This is a genomic window from Sphingomonas sp. BL-S-05, assembly GCF_055521695.1.
The window spans coordinates 2,147,661-2,161,235 of sequence record NZ_CM145499.1; the positions used below are offsets into that span (position 1 = coordinate 2,147,661).

The 13,575-nt window shown below is 65.0% G+C and carries 14 protein-coding genes and 1 tRNA gene; 8 read left to right on the forward strand and 7 right to left on the reverse strand.

From position 1 onward, the window contains the following. Positions 1-4: 4 nt before the first annotated feature. A complete protein-coding gene (locus ACZ1JS_RS10045; protein WP_465165958.1) occupies positions 5-1,297 on the reverse strand; it encodes a thiamine pyrophosphate-dependent enzyme in 1,293 nt (430 codons plus the stop codon). A gap of 181 nt (positions 1,298-1,478) precedes the next feature. Between ACZ1JS_RS10045 and ACZ1JS_RS10050 the strand changes: the two genes are divergently transcribed. After that, complete coding sequence (locus ACZ1JS_RS10050; RefSeq protein WP_465165959.1) at positions 1,479-2,039, forward strand: PRC-barrel domain containing protein; 561 nt, start codon at positions 1,479-1,481, stop codon at positions 2,037-2,039. 136 nt (positions 2,040-2,175) lie between these two features. Here ACZ1JS_RS10050 and ACZ1JS_RS10055 read toward each other — a convergent pair whose 3' ends face one another. After that, positions 2,176-4,317, reverse strand: a complete 2,142-nt coding sequence (locus ACZ1JS_RS10055) for a M3 family metallopeptidase (RefSeq protein WP_465165960.1) — start codon at positions 4,315-4,317, stop codon at positions 2,176-2,178. Between the two features lie 101 nt (positions 4,318-4,418). On the opposite strand from ACZ1JS_RS10055, the gene ACZ1JS_RS10060 reads away from it, so the two are divergent. Beyond that, entirely contained in the window at positions 4,419-4,883 is a 465-nt protein-coding gene (locus ACZ1JS_RS10060; RefSeq protein ID WP_465165961.1) for a hypothetical protein, read from the forward strand. A gap of 258 nt (positions 4,884-5,141) precedes the next feature. Continuing rightward, entirely contained in the window at positions 5,142-5,969 is an 828-nt protein-coding gene (locus ACZ1JS_RS10065; RefSeq protein ID WP_465165962.1) for an IS5 family transposase, read from the forward strand. Between the two features lie 60 nt (positions 5,970-6,029). On the opposite strand, the gene ACZ1JS_RS10070 is transcribed toward ACZ1JS_RS10065, so the two are convergent. The 3 genes from ACZ1JS_RS10070 to ACZ1JS_RS10080 are packed head-to-tail and all read right to left on the reverse strand — an operon-like array spanning position 6,030 to position 8,627. Next, a complete protein-coding gene (locus tag ACZ1JS_RS10070) occupies positions 6,030-6,671 on the reverse strand; it encodes a DUF4893 domain-containing protein (RefSeq protein WP_465165963.1) in 642 nt (213 codons plus the stop codon). Between the two features lie 7 nt (positions 6,672-6,678). Beyond that, positions 6,679-7,464, reverse strand: coding sequence for a 3-hydroxybutyrate dehydrogenase (locus tag ACZ1JS_RS10075; protein ID WP_465165964.1), 786 nt, complete (start codon positions 7,462-7,464; stop codon positions 6,679-6,681). Between the two features lie 2 nt (positions 7,465-7,466). Next, on the reverse strand, positions 7,467-8,627 hold the full coding sequence (locus ACZ1JS_RS10080; protein WP_465165965.1) for a patatin-like phospholipase family protein: 1,161 nt from the start codon (positions 8,625-8,627) through the stop codon (positions 7,467-7,469). A 128-nt stretch (positions 8,628-8,755) separates the two neighbouring features. On the opposite strand from ACZ1JS_RS10080, the gene ypfJ reads away from it, so the two are divergent. Genes ypfJ through ACZ1JS_RS10100 form a run of 4 tightly spaced genes read left to right on the forward strand, consistent with a single transcriptional unit; the run spans position 8,756 to position 10,734 of the window. Continuing rightward, on the forward strand, positions 8,756-9,628 hold the full coding sequence (gene ypfJ / locus ACZ1JS_RS10085) for a KPN_02809 family neutral zinc metallopeptidase (RefSeq protein WP_465165966.1): 873 nt from the start codon (positions 8,756-8,758) through the stop codon (positions 9,626-9,628). After that, on the forward strand, positions 9,628-10,095 hold the full coding sequence (locus tag ACZ1JS_RS10090; RefSeq protein WP_465165967.1) for a GreA/GreB family elongation factor: 468 nt from the start codon (positions 9,628-9,630) through the stop codon (positions 10,093-10,095). The genes ypfJ and ACZ1JS_RS10090 overlap by 1 nt, the downstream gene beginning before the upstream one ends. Continuing rightward, the gene (locus ACZ1JS_RS10095) at positions 10,092-10,544 is read left to right on the forward strand and encodes a YaiI/YqxD family protein (RefSeq protein ID WP_465165968.1); all 453 of its coding nucleotides are present in this window, start codon (positions 10,092-10,094) and stop codon (positions 10,542-10,544) included. The genes ACZ1JS_RS10090 and ACZ1JS_RS10095 overlap by 4 nt, the downstream gene beginning before the upstream one ends. Positions 10,545-10,554: 10 nt before the next feature. Then, entirely contained in the window at positions 10,555-10,734 is a 180-nt protein-coding gene (locus tag ACZ1JS_RS10100) for a hypothetical protein (protein WP_242116039.1), read from the forward strand. Positions 10,735-10,875: 141 nt separating this feature from the next. On the opposite strand, the gene ACZ1JS_RS10105 is transcribed toward ACZ1JS_RS10100, so the two are convergent. Both ACZ1JS_RS10105 and ACZ1JS_RS10110 read right to left on the reverse strand, forming a co-directional pair. Then, positions 10,876-11,865 (reverse strand): NADP-dependent oxidoreductase, encoded by a 990-nt coding sequence (locus tag ACZ1JS_RS10105; protein ID WP_465165969.1) that lies wholly within the window; start codon positions 11,863-11,865, stop codon positions 10,876-10,878. 106 nt (positions 11,866-11,971) lie between these two features. After that, complete coding sequence (locus ACZ1JS_RS10110) at positions 11,972-13,258, reverse strand: DUF2171 domain-containing protein (RefSeq protein ID WP_465165970.1); 1,287 nt, start codon at positions 13,256-13,258, stop codon at positions 11,972-11,974. A 213-nt stretch (positions 13,259-13,471) separates the two neighbouring features. Here ACZ1JS_RS10110 and ACZ1JS_RS10115 point away from each other — a divergent pair. Next, a tRNA-Ala gene (locus tag ACZ1JS_RS10115) sits at positions 13,472-13,547 on the forward strand. Positions 13,548-13,575 lie beyond the last annotated feature (28 nt).

Genomic DNA, 13,575 nt, shown 5'->3' on the forward strand with positions numbered 1-13,575 from the left:
CATGTCAGTGGCCCTCCTTACGCGCCCAGGGCCGGCCGGAGGCTTCCTCTTCGGCCATCATCTGCGCCTGCTGTTCGCGCAAATGCCACGGCATGTCCTCGAACACGCCGTCGAACAGCGTGTCGAGCGGCTGGTGCAGGCCGTGGCCGAGAATGCCGTTGCCTTCCGCTTCCTTCTGCGCGGCGCGGACGCGCTCGGCGACCTCGCGGTCCATCGCGGCATGGGCGTCTTCGTCCCACTCGCCGATCGTGATCAGATGGGCCTTCAAGCGCGCGACCGGGTCACCTAGCGACCATGCCGTCGGCTCGCCAGCCGAACGATATTGCGACGGATCGTCGGAGGTGGAGTGCCCCTCGGCACGATAGGTGAAATGCTCGATCAGCGTCGGGCCGGCATTGGTCCGTGCCCGCTCCGCCGCCCATGCCGTCGCGGCATAAACCGCCAGCGCATCGTTGCCGTCGACGCGCAACCCGGCGATGCCGTAGCCGATCGCCCGCGCGGCAAAGGTCGTTGCTTCTGCCCCCGCGAACCCGGAAAAGCTGCTGATCGCCCATTGATTGTTGACGACGTTGAAGATGACCGGTGCGCGGTAGACGGTGGCGAAGGTGAGCGCCGAGTGGAAGTCACCTTCGGCGGTGCTCCCCTCCCCGCACCATGTCGCCGCGATCCGGGTATCGCCCTTCGACGCCGACGCCATCGCCCAGCCGACTGCCTGCGGATATTGCGTCGTCAGGTTGCCGGAGATCGAGAAGAACCCGAAATCCTTCGACGAATACATGATCGGCAACTGCTTGCCCTGCAGCTTGTCGCCCCGGTTCGAGTAGATCTGGTTCATCATCTCGACGATCGGGTAATCGCGCGCGATCAGGATGCCCTGCTGGCGATAGCTGGGGAAGGTCATGTCGTCGCGGTCGAGTGCCATGGTTCCGGCAACCGCGATCGCCTCTTCCCCGGTACATTTCATATAGAAGCTGGTCTTGCCCTGCCGTTGCGCGCGGAACATGCGTTCGTCGAACGCACGCACCGTTGCCATATGGCGCAACATCCGCCGCAGCACTTCCGGATCGAGGCGCGGGTTCCACGGGCCGACCGCCTGCCCCTGATCATCGAGCACTCGGACCAGCGTATAGGCGAGGTCGTGGAAGCTGTCAGGCGCGGCGGTGGTGTCGGGGCGCACCTGCGCCCCGGCAGCGGGCACGGCGACGTCGGCGAAGTCCACCGCATCGCCGGGACGGAATTTGGGTTCGGGCACATGCAGCGCTAGGCGCGGCAAATTGGTGCGGCTGTCGCCGGTCATGCACTCTCCATGTCGCTTCCGCGTCGCCGGTTTCGGTCGCGCAGACTCGTTTCAACGCCTTGTTATATAATTTCAACGCGCTTGGCGAGAGGGGCGATGGCCCCGTGGCCCGCTTTCGTCGGAACCGCGGCCCGCCTCGCCCGTATCACGCTGACAAAGCTGGGAGAATTTCGTGGAGGAAATGGCGGGATGGATCGCCCCGGCGGCGACGATGATTGCCGCGATGATGACCGCCGCGAATCTCGGCGCACGGGTAACAGGCTGGGGATTCGTCGTCTTTTCGGTCGGGTCGGTCGCGTGGACGACGGTCGGACTAACCAGCGGGCAGACGAACCTCGTGCTGTCGAACGCATTTTTGACGGTCGTCAATCTCGTCGGCATCTGGCGCTGGCTCGGGCGGCAAGCAAGCTATGACAAGGGCAGCAGCGCAGCGGCGGACGCAAGCGCGCGGCATCCGGTACCGTCCCTATATCCGGCCGGCGGGGTCATAGGCGCCAAGCTGACCGGGCCGGGCGGCGAGGCGGTCGGTACCGTCGTGGATGCGATGCTGGGCTGTGGCGACAATGCCATCGCCTATGTCGTGGTCAGTACCGGCGGCGTCGGCGGCGTGGGCGAGACGTTGCATGCGCTCGCGCCCGCTGAGTTGGTATTCGGCAAGGATGGGGTGCGGACGGAGCTTGGCGTCGATGCCATCCGACGGAAGCCGGTGGTGCAGGCGAACCATTGGCCCGAGGCGTTGTAAGCTACGCCCCACTACCGGGTGGGGGATCGTCCGAAGATCGGTGGAGGGCGGTACCGCGCAACGCAGTGGTTCCGTATGTGGACAGTTCCCTCCACCATGCTGCGCATGGTTCCCCTTCCCGCGGAGCGGGGAGGATTTAGTTGGTTGGGAAGCCGCGGCGCTTGAACAGCGCGGTCACATCCGGGTCGCGGCCGCGGAAGGCGCGATAGGCATCTTTCCGATCGGTTTCATTGCCGGTCGACAGCAGCGTCTTGCGGAACCGGTCCGCCGTCGCCTTGTCCCACACATTGCCGGTCGCCTCGAACGCTGCCCACGTGTCGGCGTCCATCGTTTCCGACCAGAGATAGGAATAATAGCCCGCCGAATAGGCGTCGGAAGCGAACAGGTGATTGAACTGCGGCAGGCGGTGCCGCATCACGATCTCCTTCGGCATGCCGAGCTTGGCCAGCGTATCGCGTTCGAACGCCGCGACATCGGTGACCGGCGTCTCGCGATCATGCAACTCCATGTCGACAATGGCCGAGGACAGATATTCGACGGTGTCGAAGCCCTGGTTGAAGGTCGACGACTTCTCGATCTTGTCGACCAACGCCTGCGGCATGGGCTGGCCGGTCTGGTAATGCTTGGCATAGCGGTCGAGCACGTCGCGCGTGAGCAGCCAGTTCTCGTTCACCTGGCTGGGATATTCGACGAAGTCGCGCGGCGTGCCGGCAAGGCCCGGATAGGTCACGTCCTGCAACAGCGAATGGATGGCATGGCCGAATTCGTGGAACAGCGTCGACGCGTCGTCGAGGCTGATCAGCGTCGGCTGTCCGGCCGCGCCCTTCACGAAGTTGTTGTTGTTCGACGCCAGCACGTTGCGCTCGCCGCCCAGCTTCTGCTGACCGCGATAGCGCGTAGCCCATGCCCCCGACCGCTTGCCGCTGCGGGCAAAGGCATCGAAATAGAAGATGCCGACATTCTTACCCGTCCGCGCGTCGGTTACGACGAAGGTACGGACATTCTTTTCGAACACCGGAATCTGACCGGTATTTTCAGCGAACTTCAAATCGTACAACCTGCCCGCTGCGTAGAAGGCACCGGCAAGGATATTGTCGAGTTGCAGATACGGCTTCACCTCGCTTTCATCGAGGTCGTATTTCGCCTTGCGAACCTTTTCGGCGTAGAAGCGATAGTCCCATGGCTCGATGGTGATGTTCGCGCCGTCCTTTGCCGCCAGCGCCTGCATGTCGGTCACTTCCTCGCGGACGCGCGCGACGGCGGCGGGCCAGACGCGCATCATCAGCGCCTTCGCATTGGCGGGCGTACCCGCCATGGTGTCATCCATGCGGAGATAGGCATGGTTGCGGAAGCCGAGCAGCTTCGCCCGCTCCTGCCGCAATTTCAGGATGGTGGCGATCGTCGCCTTGGTGTCGTTGGCGTTGGCGTTGTCGCCGCGCATGGTGAAGGCTCGCCAGACCTTTTCCCGCAATGCCCGGTCGGTGGCATAGGTCAGCACCGGCGCGACCGACGAGCGGGTGTTCACGATCGCCCATTTGCCAGCGAGACCGCGTTCGTCGGCGGCGGCCTTCAGCGATGCGACGAAGCTGTCGGGCAGACCGGCGAGTTGCTTTGCATCGTCGACGACGATCCACGTCTCCTCATCGGCCAGCACCTTCTGGCTGAAGTCGTTATAGGCGACCGACAATTGCTGGTTGAGGCCGCTGACCTGCTGACGCTGTGCATCGGTCAGCAGGCTGCCGCGCCGCACGAAGCTGCGGTAGGTGCGCTCCAGCAACCGCAATTGCTGCGGGTTCAGATTCTGCCGGGCGCGGGTGTCGTACGCGGTCTTGATCCGGGCGAAGAGCTTCGGATCAAGGAATAGTTCGTCGTTGAACGCCGACAGCTTCGGCGACCATTCGCGGTCGATCGCCTGCACCTCCTTTGTCGCGAGGTTGCTGGTATAGACACCCCACATCGACCCGACCCGGTCCATCATGTCCCCGGCGAGTTGCAGCGGTTCGATGACCGTCTTGAACGTCGCCGGCCGCTTGTCGTCGCGGATCGCATGGATTTCGCGGCGCATCTCCGCCATCGCCACCGGGAAGGCGACGGGGAACATCGCCGGGGTCACCTTGTCCCATGGCGGCACCCCCTGATACGGGCCGCCCCATTTCGCGGTCAGCGGCGTGGCGTCGATCGCGGCAGCGCTGGTATTGGCGGTTTGTGGCATTGCGGCACCATGGGCCGGAAGGGCAAGAGCAGTCGTGGCAAGCAACGCGCCGAGACGTACGATCATCAACAGGTCCGTCCTCAATATCGAATATCAGCAAACTGAAAGATCGGGAGCCGCTTGGCAAGAACGGCGTTGATGCGGCAACGAAACGATACGGGGCCATCATGCACATCACGTCCATCGCCGAACTCGACCGCGTCCGCGACGAAGCGCGCAAGCTGGTGACCAAGCGCGCTTTGGTATCGGCGGGCGCATCGGCGGTGCCGGTGCCGGGCGCCGACCTGATCGTCGATGCCAATATCCTGACCAAATTGCTGCCCGATATCAGCAGCCGTTTCGGCCTGAGCGAAAAGCAGGTGCAGGCGCTCGAACCGGATCGTGCGAAGCAGGTGCTGCTGATCGCCGCCAATCTGGGCAACGGCGTCATCGGCCGGTCGATCACTCGGCGCGTGGTGACAATGCTGATCCGGCGGGTCGGCGCACGTTATGCCAGCAAGTCGCTGTTGCGGTTCGTGCCCTTCGCCGGACAGGTCGCGGCGGCAGGCATCAGCTTCGGCGCGATGAAGCTGGTCGGCAATTCGCATATCGACGATTGTTACGAGACGGTGCGGCGGACGCTGGTGGCTTAGTATCTATCGCTAGGACAGGACCGTTCGTGCCGAGTAGGGGCTGAGCCCTTCGACTGCCTGCCTGCGGCAGGCGCTCAGGACAGGCTTCGGTGATGCGCACCGAAGTCGAAGACCGGTATCGAAGCACCTGCCTGAGACGGTCCTTCGATACGCCATTTCGACAAGCTCAATGGCTACTCAGAGGCTGACCGGGAAAAGGTTGGATGACCTCGCCATGTATGATTCGATCGTGGTTGCGAAGCTACGAAAGGATCGACGATGGTTTGGAATGAGGCCACCCGGGAGCGGTATCGCCGGGCCGAGGGTCGGTATGCAAGCGACTTGAGTGCGGCGGAGTGGCGGGTATTGGGTCCGCTTCTGCCGCCGCCGTCGGTTCGTGGCCGACGGCGGCGGACGCCGCTGCGGCGGATCGTGAACGCGTTGCTGTATCTGCTATGGTCGGGATGTCCGTGGCGTGGTCTGCCGCGTGATTTTCCGCCGTTCACGACCGTACAGTATCATTTCTACCGCTGGCGCGATCAGGGCTGGTGGCCCCGGATCAATGCGTTGCTGGTGGCACGTTCGCGGATGCTCGAGGGGCGCGATCCCGAACCATCGGCCGTGGTGATCGACAGCCAGAGCGCGCGTACCACCGAGAGCGGCGGTCCGCGCGGGTTCGATGCTGCCAAGAAGGTCAAGGGTCGCAAGCGCCACATCGCGACCGATACGTCAGGCCGATTGATCGAGGCGCGGATCACTCCGGCAAACGTGCAGGACAGCCATGGCGCCGTGCCGTTGCTCAAGGCGCTGGCCGCCCGGTTTCCCGGCCTGCGCCATGCCTATGCCGACCGCGCCTATCGCGGCAACAAGCTGCTCGACGCGGTCGCCGATCCGCGGCCATGGACCATCGAGATCATCACCCGCTCGCAACGCGTCGGACACTTCGTCCAGGAACCGCGACGATGGGTCGTCGAGAGGACGTTCGCATGGCTCGGTCGAAACCGGCGTCTCGCCAGGGACTATGAAGCCTCCGAACAGTCGCAGGAAGCCTGGTGCAACCTCGCTTCCGTCAAAACCCTCACCAGACAAATCGCCAGATCTCAATAACGAGTCAGACTCTCAGGACGAACGGTCGAGACCTTGTCCCGTCTCGACAGGTCGAAGCGTTTAATCCACCGGCACCAATTCGATCACATCCAGCAGCGATTCGAACCGCGGATAGGGTAGCACCAGCCGCCAGCGGCGTTCGCCGACCCGTTCGAGCACCCCCGCCATGTCGCGGTCGCGGTCCTGCCCATATTGCAGCGGCGCGCGTTCGTCGCCGAGCAGCAACGTGCCGCGAAAGACCGTCCGGTCGCCATCGGTGAACAACAGGCCGACCGGCCGCTGCGACCCCGTCTCCTTATAGAAGCTGCGCACCCGCCCTTCATCGACGATGCGGCAGTCGAAGGCCGGGTAGGCGGTAAAGTCGCGCATCGCGCTACCGACCGCGCCGAGCTTGAACACGCGGCAGCGATAGCGTCCCGCGGGAGCCGCGCCGGCGAGCGCAAGGTCGGGCTGGAACAGCGCCCCCTGCTCCGCCACCGCCGCCGGATCGGCGGCGCGGGCACGGGGCAAGGCAGTCAGCCACGCCTCGCGCCAACGCCGCAACCGGTCGCGATCGGCCGGCGTCGCCACGCGCCGCCAATCATCGGCGGCGGCCGGTGCTTGCGGCAGAGCAGAACCGGCGGACGCCACCCCTGCCCCCCCACCACAGCCGCCGGTCGACAGGCCAAGCATCAGGCCGGCGATGCACGCGCTGCGCTTCATACCGCGATCATGCCGCGGTCCAGCCGCCGTCGATCGACAGGTTCGCACCGGTAATCGCCTTGGCCTCGTCGCGGCACAGGTACAGCGCGAGGCTGGCGACCTGTTCGGACGTCACGAACTCCTTGGTCGGTTGTGCCGCCAGCAGCACGTCGTTCATCACCTGCTCGCGCGTCAGCCCGCGCGACGCCATGGTGTCGGGGATCTGCTGTTCGACCAGCGGCGTCCAGACATAGCCGGGTGAGATGCAGTTGGCGGTGATGCCGAAGGTCGCGACTTCGAGCGCGACCGTCTTGGTCAGCCCCGCCAGACCGTGCTTGGCGGTGACATAGGCCGATTTGTTGGGACTGGCGACCAGGCTGTGCGCCGAGGCGGTGTTGATGATCCGGCCCCAGCCGCCCTTCTTCATATGCGGGACCGCCGCGCGGATCATGTGGAAGGCCGACGACAGGTTAATGGCGAGGATCGCATCCCATTTGTCGATCGGGAAATCCTCGATCTTCGCCACATGCTGGATACCGGCATTGTTGACGATGATGTCGACCGATCCGAACTCCGCCGCCGCCTTGTCGACCATTGCCGCGATCTGGTCGGGCTTGGTCATGTCGGCCGGGTCGTAGCGGGCATCGGCACCGCTCGCCTCGGCAAGCGCGGCGCGTTCGGCCTCGATCTTCGCTTCGTCGCCGAAGCCGTTGATGACGACGGTCGCACCCTCGGCGGCAAATGCCTTGGCATAGGCGAGGCCGATGCCGGAGGTGGAACCGGTGACGATCGCAGTCTTGCCTTTGAGGAACATGGCTATCCTTGGCGTTGATGGAGATGCGGGGTCAGGTCGAACGCGGCGGTCCGACCATCGAGGATGTTTTCGGCGACGACACGGGCATTGGCGAGGGTGTCGGCGATCGCCGCGCGGCCCGCCGCCCAATGCTCCTCCATCGCACGCGCCGAAAATTCATAGTCGCGCGCCCCGCCCTCCCAGCGATTGGCGCGGTAGATCAGGTGGACGAGGCTCAAGGGATGTTCGTCGGCCATAGCCTCCAGCGCACGGACATCGGCATCGTCGCGCAGTTCGACCGGCAGCTTGGCGACCAGCCGCCGGATCAACTCGCGTTCCTGTCGCAGGCGCAGCCGCTCGGCGGTCACCTGTCGCGTACGGCTGGAGAAGCGGATTTCCTTTTCGCGCGCCACCACGTCGCCGATCGTGCGCGGCAGGGTCGCTTCGGCGGAGAACAGATCGACCTGGAACACCAGCATCGGATCGCGCTGATGGTCGAGGATATGGGTCAGCGGGGTGTTCGACACCAATCCGCCGTCCCAATACCAGCGCCCGTCGATCTCGACCGGCGGCAGGCCCGGCGGCAACGCGCCCGAGGCCATGACGTGCCGCGCGTCCAACCGTTCGCGCGCGCTGTCGAAATAGACGAAATTGCCGCTTTCGATATCGACCGCGCCGACCGACAGCCGGACCGGTCCGTCATTGACCCGGTCCCAGTCGACCAGCCGGTCGAGCGTCTCGCGCAGCGGCGTCGTATCGTAATAGCTGAGTGCAGCGGCGGTGCCCGGTGCTGCGAATTGCGGCGCCATGCCGCGCGGACGGAAGAAGCCGGGCACGCCGGTCGCGAGCACCACGCCGGCCGACCATTCATGCACCCATTCGCGCACGCGGTCGTCGGGGAGGATCGGAAACCATGGCAGCACACTTGCCGCCTGTTGCCAGAAGGCACGCAGCCGCGCGACGCGACATTCGGGCGGGTTTCCGGCAAAGATCGCCGCGTTGATCGCGCCGATCGAAATGCCCGCGACCCAATCGACCTCAATGCCGGTTTCGTCGAGCCGTTCGATCACCCCGGCCTGATAGCTGCCGAGCGCACCGCCCCCCTGCAACACCAGCGCGACGCAGTCGGGGAGCGGCAGGCCGGGCGGGGATACTCGGCGCAGGCGGGGATCGGCTTCGGCCATTCTGGACACTTTGCGCGCTATACGAACCGGGTTCAACGCCCGTACAACCGAATTCATGCAGACCGGTTGCAACGCAGGCGGCGTTTCGCGCATTTCAGTACGCAGCTTCAACGAACGGACCGCCGCCCATGCGCCTCGACGATCTCGATCCATCCAGCAACGTGCGGGACCTCGGCCAGGGCGGCGGCGGCGGTGGTGGGCTGAACCTGTTGGGGTTCCTGCCGCTGTTGCTCGGACGCGGCCTGGGTTGCGGCACGATCGGTATCATCGCCGTCATCGCCATCGCCTTCATGATGTTTTCCGGCGGCGGCGGATTGCTGACGGGCGGCAGTCAGGCACCGACAGCGCAACAGGGATCGGCGCAGGGCAATGTCCCGTGCGACACGGCCGAGGAACTCTTCGCCTGTCGCGTGCTGGCATCGACCGAACAGGTCTGGGGCCAGATCTTTCAGCAGCAGGGGCAGCGTTACCCCGCCCCGACGCTGAACTTCTATCAGCGTGGCGCGCAGTCGGGCTGCGGTGCGGCGCAGTCGGCAATGGGCCCCTTCTATTGCCCGCCCGATCGCGGAGTATATCTCGACACCAGCTTCTTCCGCGAATTGTCGCAGAAATTCGGCGCGCGCGGTGACTTCGCCCAGGCCTATGTCGTGGCGCACGAGGTCGGCCATCATATCCAGAATCTGACCGGACAGGCCGAAGCGGTCAGCCGCGCGCAGCAGACGCTGCCCAAGGCGCAAGGCAACGCGCAGTCGGTCCGGTTGGAGTTGCAGGCGGACTGCTATGCCGGGGTATGGGGCAAGCGGAGCGGCCGGATGGAGCCGGGCGATCTTCAGGAAGGGCTGACCGCCGCCGAAGCAATCGGCGACGACACGTTGCAGGGGAGCGCAGCCTCGCCGGAGACCTTCACCCATGGGACTTCTGCGCAGCGCGCCTATTGGCTGAAGCGCGGCTATGACAGCGGCGATCCGGCGCAGTGCGATACCTTCTCGGGCGCGATCTGATGAGCGTTGCGTTCCGCCGGGAAGACGATGACGAACATAAGGAACCGCGGTTCGAACTGCCGCTGCCGCCCGGCCCCAATCTGGTTACGCGGCGGGGGCTGGAGGCGATGGCTGGGCAAGTCGCGCGGCTGGAGGCTGAACTGACCGCGGCCGAGGGCGATGCCGAGCGGACGACCGCGATCAAGCGCGACCTGCGCTACTGGCGGACGCGGCATTCGACCGCCGAGATCGCGCCGGTTCCCGAGGACGAGGTCGCATTCGGATCGCGGGTGACCTATCGGCTGAACGGGCAGGTGAAGACGATCGAACTGGTCGGCAGCGACGAAGCCGATCCGGCGGCGGGCCGCATCCCGTTCACCGCGCCGCTCGCCGTGGCGCTCACCGGATTGATGGCGGGCGAGACGGCCGGTTTCGGCGGGCGGGCCGATGCGATCGAAGTGGTCGAGACCGGCCCGATCGAGCCATGATCCGCATCCTCGTCGATGCCGATGCCTGCCCGGTAAAGGACGAAGTGTACCGTGTTGCCGAACGGCACGGTGCCGGCGTGGCGATCGTCAGCAACAGCCATATGCGCGTACCGCTGGTGCCATGGGTCGAACGGGTCGTGGTGTCGGACGGGTTCGATGCCGCCGACGACTGGATTGCCGAGGCTGCCGACAAGGACTGCGTGGTGGTGGCCGCCGATATCCTGCTCGCCGATCGCTGCCTGAAAGCCGGGACAACAGTCATTGCGCCGAACGGCAAGCCCTTCACTAGCGCATCGATCGGCGGCGCGATCGCGACGCGGGCGATCATGGCCGATCTGCGCGCGGGCGGCGAGCAACTGGGCGGACCGGCGCCATTTGCGAAGACCGATCGCTCGCGCTTCCTGCAATCGCTCGACACTGCACTGGTCCGGTTGGCACGGGGGCGATAGGAGAGACGGCATGGCCGAAAAATTCGAACGTCACCGCCAACCGTGGCGGCCCGATGAAATCCAGAAGCTCCATCAACTCGCCGGCAAGGGCATGGCGTTGAAGGCGCTCGCCAAGGCGCTGACGCGCAGCGAGGAATCGATCAAGCAGCGGGCGAAGGAAGACGGGCTTAAGATCGCCAAGCTGCACTAACCACAAATCCTCCCCGGCACGGGGAGGGGGACCGTCCACAGGACGGTGGAGGGGGATATCCGAGTTTCGGAACCATGGTGATTCCGGCCACCCCCCTCCACCATGCTACGCATGGTCCCCCTCCCCGTTTCGGGGAGGATTTTAGAGGCGGACCAGCATCTTGCCCTTGTTCCTGCCGCTGAACAAACCAAGGAACGCGTCGGGCGTCGCCTCCAGCCCCTCTACCACCGTTTCCTCGCGCTGGAAGGTACCGCTGGCGACGATCTCGCCCATGCCCTGATGGAACTCGCCGATCCGGCCCATAAAGTCGCTGACGATGAAGCCCTGTACGCGGATCCGCGCCGCGATGACGCGCATCAGATAGCGCAGGCTGGTCGGTTCCGACGCGTTATAGCCGTCGATCATCCCGCAGATCGCGAAGCGCGCGCCCTGTCTGGCATGGGCCAAGGCCGCATCGAGATGGTCGCCGCCGACATTGTCGAAATATACATCGATACCGTCCGGCGCGGCGGCACCCAGTGCCTTCACCAGCGGCACCTCGCCCTTGTAATCGATGACGTGATCGGCGCCGAGCGAGCGGACCCACGCTGTCTTGTCGCTGCCGCCGGCCGAACCGATGACCGTCATGCCCTTCGCCTTGGCAATCTGCACTACCGTGGAGCCGACCGCACCCGCCGCCGCCGAGACGAACACCGTGTCGCCGGCCTTCGCCTCGGCAACGGCCAGCAGTCCGAACCACGCCGTCATGCCCGGCATGCCGAGCGCGCCGAGGAAAGCCTGATCCGGAATGCCCAGGTCGGGCAGCTTCTGCACGCCTTTGGCCGGGACGATCGCCTCGTCACGCCATCCCGCCATATGCTGGACGCGCGTGCCCACCGGCAGTTCGGCTGCCCGGCTTTCGATCACCTCGCCTACGGCACCGCCGTCCATCGGCGCGTCCAGCGCGAAGGGCGGTACATAGCTTTTCACATCGTTCATCCGCCCCCGCATATACGGGTCGACCGACAGCCAGCGATTGGCGATGCGAACCTCGCCATCGGCCAGTTCGCGTGCCGGCAGGTCGCGCAGCGCGAAATCCTCGGCCACCGGCATTCCGTTCGGCCGCCGCACCAGATGCCACGCCTTTGCCATGCTCAAATCTCCAAATCGGTTTCGCTGGGCAACTTACGGCCGAGACCGGACAAAGCAAAGGGGGCCGGTTTCCCGACCCCCTCCGCCTGTCGCCACTGCGAACCGATCAATAGGTTCCGGGGAAGCTGCGATTGAGGTTCGTCTCGCTGTCGCTCGACGCATTGGCGCTAGCCCCGCCAATGCCGGTGCCCGCGCTGGTAGACGTCCCCGCCCCCAGTGCCTGACCGGTCGTCGCGGTCGATGCGCTGCCGGTCTGCGTGCGGCCGGTTTCGCTGTTCCGGTCGCTGCCGAACCGGTCGCTGCCATAGTTGCGCTGCGACGACTGGTTGCCGAACATCGCCTGCTGTTCTTCTTCGTCGCGCCACGCCTTCTTGGCTTCGCTGGCGCTCTTGCGCAGCTTCACCTTGTCTTCGACCGATTCGACCCAACGCGACGGGATCGAATGATGATGGCCACCGGCGTCGACGTCATTCTTGGTCAGGATGATCCGATCGCCACGGACCTTGTCGACCGTGCCGACATGTTCGCCATCGGAGCCGAGTACTTCCATATGTTCGGTTACCTTGGTCAGACTATCGCGTTGCGTCTGACGCTCGGTGCGGAATGCGGTGAACTCGTTCTGGAAACGGGTCGCGTTTTCCTGCCGATATTCGTCGTAATCGCGGTCGAAGGCACTGACCTGCGTGTCGCGCCACGAACGATATGCATGGTCGCTATGCCGGTCGTCGTAGCGGGCCATGCGTTCGTCATACCGCTGGTCGCGCTCGCGACGGCGTTCGGCTTCCTCGTCGCCGAACCACGAACGAACCTCATCGCCTGCGCGTGCCAGGAAGCCGCGATCCTCGGCGTCATAATCGCGATTGTCATGATTCTGGTTGCGGTCGGCCCGATAACGATCGTCACCGCGATTGCGTTCGCGATACCGGTCGTTGCCGCCGAAGCGATCATCGTCATTGTCGCGATAGTCGGCGAAGCGATGGCCGTCGCTGGCATAGCTGCCCTGGTAGCGACCGCCCTGCGACCCGTAGGCGCTCGAGCCGCGATCGTTCTGATCGAAGTCGCGGCTGCCATAGCCACGATTGCGATCGGCACCATAGGTCGAGCCATAGGACCGGTTGCCGCTCGACGAACCGCCATAATAGTCGCGGTTGCGGCTGTCGTCGCGATCGTCGCGCTGCCACGACGATCCGCCGTAACTCTGCTCGCCATAGGCCTGCGACCGGCCCGAGCCGTAGCCGCGCGCGCCATAGCCCTGCGATCCGCCATAGCTGCTCCGCGACCGATCATCACGGTCCCGCCAGCGTCCCTCGTATCCCGACCGGTCGTTCGACGACGAATCGTCACGTCCCGAATAGCGATCATAGCCCATGAAAATCTCCTGCAGATGGTTCATGTTATCGCGGCGCAGCAGCGCGGGCTGCCATGTCGTACGCGAACAAGCGCCGACCCTGCGGTTGGTTCCGGCTCAAATTATACGCCACGACGAAGAGCGCCCTCGACACGATCGGTCGCCGTTGGAGATTTTGTAGGGGCGATGCGCGAGACCCGTTGCATCGGTCGAAACGGCCAGCTAAGGGAGCGGCCCCGGCTTAGCCGGATGAGGGGCGGGGCTGTAGCTCAGATGGGAGAGCGCTGCAATCGCACTGCAGAGGTCAGGGGTTCGATTCCCCTCAGCTCCACCACCCCGAACCGCCGCCACTGGCACCACCT

Excerpts from the sequence above, each read along its gene's own strand:
- ACZ1JS_RS10100 (WP_242116039.1), top strand. The coding sequence starts at position 10,555 with ATGGCCGAAAAATTCGAACGTCACCGCCAACCGTGGCGGCCCGATGAA.
- ACZ1JS_RS10110 (WP_465165970.1), bottom strand. The coding sequence starts at position 13,258 with ATGAACCATCTGCAGGAGATTTTCATGGGCTATGATCGCTATTCGGGA.
- ACZ1JS_RS10065 (WP_465165962.1), top strand. The coding sequence starts at position 5,142 with ATGGTTTGGAATGAGGCCACCCGGGAGCGGTATCGCCGGGCCGAGGGT.
- ACZ1JS_RS10070 (WP_465165963.1), bottom strand. The coding sequence starts at position 6,671 with ATGAAGCGCAGCGCGTGCATCGCCGGCCTGATGCTTGGCCTGTCGACC.
- ACZ1JS_RS10080 (WP_465165965.1), bottom strand. The coding sequence starts at position 8,627 with ATGGCCGAAGCCGATCCCCGCCTGCGCCGAGTATCCCCGCCCGGCCTG.
- ACZ1JS_RS10060 (WP_465165961.1), top strand. The coding sequence starts at position 4,419 with ATGCACATCACGTCCATCGCCGAACTCGACCGCGTCCGCGACGAAGCG.
- ACZ1JS_RS10105 (WP_465165969.1), bottom strand. The coding sequence starts at position 11,865 with ATGGCAAAGGCGTGGCATCTGGTGCGGCGGCCGAACGGAATGCCGGTG.
- ACZ1JS_RS10095 (WP_465165968.1), top strand. The coding sequence starts at position 10,092 with ATGATCCGCATCCTCGTCGATGCCGATGCCTGCCCGGTAAAGGACGAA.
- ACZ1JS_RS10055 (WP_465165960.1), bottom strand. The coding sequence starts at position 4,317 with ATGATCGTACGTCTCGGCGCGTTGCTTGCCACGACTGCTCTTGCCCTT.
- ACZ1JS_RS10045 (WP_465165958.1), bottom strand. The coding sequence starts at position 1,297 with ATGACCGGCGACAGCCGCACCAATTTGCCGCGCCTAGCGCTGCATGTG.
- ACZ1JS_RS10075 (WP_465165964.1), bottom strand. The coding sequence starts at position 7,464 with ATGTTCCTCAAAGGCAAGACTGCGATCGTCACCGGTTCCACCTCCGGC.
- ypfJ (WP_465165966.1), top strand. The coding sequence starts at position 8,756 with ATGCGCCTCGACGATCTCGATCCATCCAGCAACGTGCGGGACCTCGGC.
- ACZ1JS_RS10050 (WP_465165959.1), top strand. The coding sequence starts at position 1,479 with ATGGCGGGATGGATCGCCCCGGCGGCGACGATGATTGCCGCGATGATG.
- ACZ1JS_RS10090 (WP_465165967.1), top strand. The coding sequence starts at position 9,628 with ATGAGCGTTGCGTTCCGCCGGGAAGACGATGACGAACATAAGGAACCG.